The sequence below is a fragment of the Collinsella aerofaciens ATCC 25986 genome (assembly GCF_964239575.1).
GTDB lineage: Bacteria > Actinomycetota > Coriobacteriia > Coriobacteriales > Coriobacteriaceae > Collinsella > Collinsella aerofaciens_BQ.
In genome coordinates, this window is sequence record NZ_CAXSQQ010000053.1 from 1 (window position 1) to 1566 (window position 1566).

A 1566-nucleotide genomic window follows, 5' to 3' on the forward strand; every position below is an offset into this window, starting at 1 on the left:
TCCTTTTAATATGAGCAGGACATTGTCAAGAGGCAAAATCGGGCCTGGCCCCAACGATATGGGGTCAGGCCCTCTCCCTATATCAGCCCGTCCGCGGCGACCTCGGCGTGTCTTACCGACGCTCGTCTTTGCAGTTTAATATCCGCCCGCGGCGATCTCTCGCTGGGCAATCCGTTGCTACGGCTGAGGCTTCTACGTCGAACCGACAGTCTGTGCACGCGTGTGGCGCCCTGGGCGCTCGCAGAAAAGGGACCTGAGGTTCGCCTCAACGGCTTCGGATCGAACCGCTTCCGGGGTGACTGGCTTATGTGCGGGGGACAGCCCCCCTACGCCTCCTCGGCCATGAGGCCGACCGCCCATACCCAGCAGGCGAGCTCGCGCGCCGTGGCCACGTTCGCCTTGTTGCCGTGGACCCCGCGCGCGAGCAGCGCCTCCCGCCTCTCGGCCAGCCTCCGCACGCCCTTGGCGGCATGCCTCCGGGCGCCCCGGTCCGGGGCCTGGCCCTTGGCGAGGTCCTTCGGCCGCCCCGAGCACGTCAGGTAGTGCCACGCGGCCTCGACCAGCGTCTTCCTCAGGTGCTTGTTGCCGGCCTTGGTGATCGCGCCCCTGCGGTCGCTCTCCCCGCTGGAGTGCTCGGAGGGCGTCAGGCCGACCCACGCCGCGAACGAGCGGGCATTCCTGAACCTCGAGAACTCGCCGGCCTCGAACACGAGGTCGGCGGCGGACGCGGTGTCTACGCCCTTGAGGCAGCGGAGTGAGTCGACCCTCTTCCTCCACCTGGGCTTGCGGGCCTCGGCCTCGACGAGCCCCTCGAGCCTCGCCTTCTCCTCCGCCGCCCGCCTGACCGCGTCGACGTAGTAGGCGAGCACGTCGTTGTCGGCCCCCTCCGCGAACCCTATCGACTCGATCCAGGACCAGTGGGCCCGGGTCCAGTTGCCCTTCCTGCGGCCGGTGGGCGTCCTCTCGTCGAAGACGAGCCCGTGCCTGAGCAGGAACTTGGAGAGCCGCTGCTTCGAGCGCGAGAGGTCGTCCCTCGCGTCCTCGAGCGCCCTGGTCAGGTCGCGGGCGGCCTCGCACTCGTCGTCGGGGACCCACACCTCGACCACGTTGCCGACCGACAGCATGCGGGCGAGGAACTCGGCGTCGTTGCGGTCGTTCTTCCTGCGCCTGTCCGCGCTGGGCTTGATCATCTTCGAGACGGCGCCGACCACGCAGTCGACCCCCAGGCCGGAAAGCCTCTTCTGCAGGTCGAAGCCCGTGACCCCGGACTCGTACACGCACCTGGCCCTGGGGTCCACGGAACGGACCCACCCCGCGACGGCGCCGGCGTCGTAGCCGAAGGTCGCGCAGCGCACCTCCCCGGTCATGACGTCGAGGGAGACGGCCTTTATCGAGCGGGCGTGGACGTCGAGGCCGATGAAGGTGGTAGTATCGAGCATGGGAGCCCCTTCCATGAATGCGGCGTGGCCGCCACGGTTGGATTAGACACTCACCATTGTCGGCCTAATCCGCGGTCTTTCATGCAGCAGGGGCTCTCAATGTTTTTATGTCCTGCTCATATCGTCT

Annotated in this window: 1 protein-coding gene; it reads right to left on the reverse strand. The window is 67.4% G+C overall.

Features of this window, described 5'->3' with window-relative positions; genetic code table 11:
• Nucleotides 1-326: 326 nt before the first annotated feature.
• The gene (locus ACESUZ_RS10030) at nucleotides 327-1439 is read right to left on the reverse strand and encodes an IS110 family RNA-guided transposase (protein WP_373199907.1); all 1113 of its coding nucleotides are present in this window, start codon (nucleotides 1437-1439) and stop codon (nucleotides 327-329) included.
• Between the last annotated feature and the right edge of the window lie 127 nt (nucleotides 1440-1566).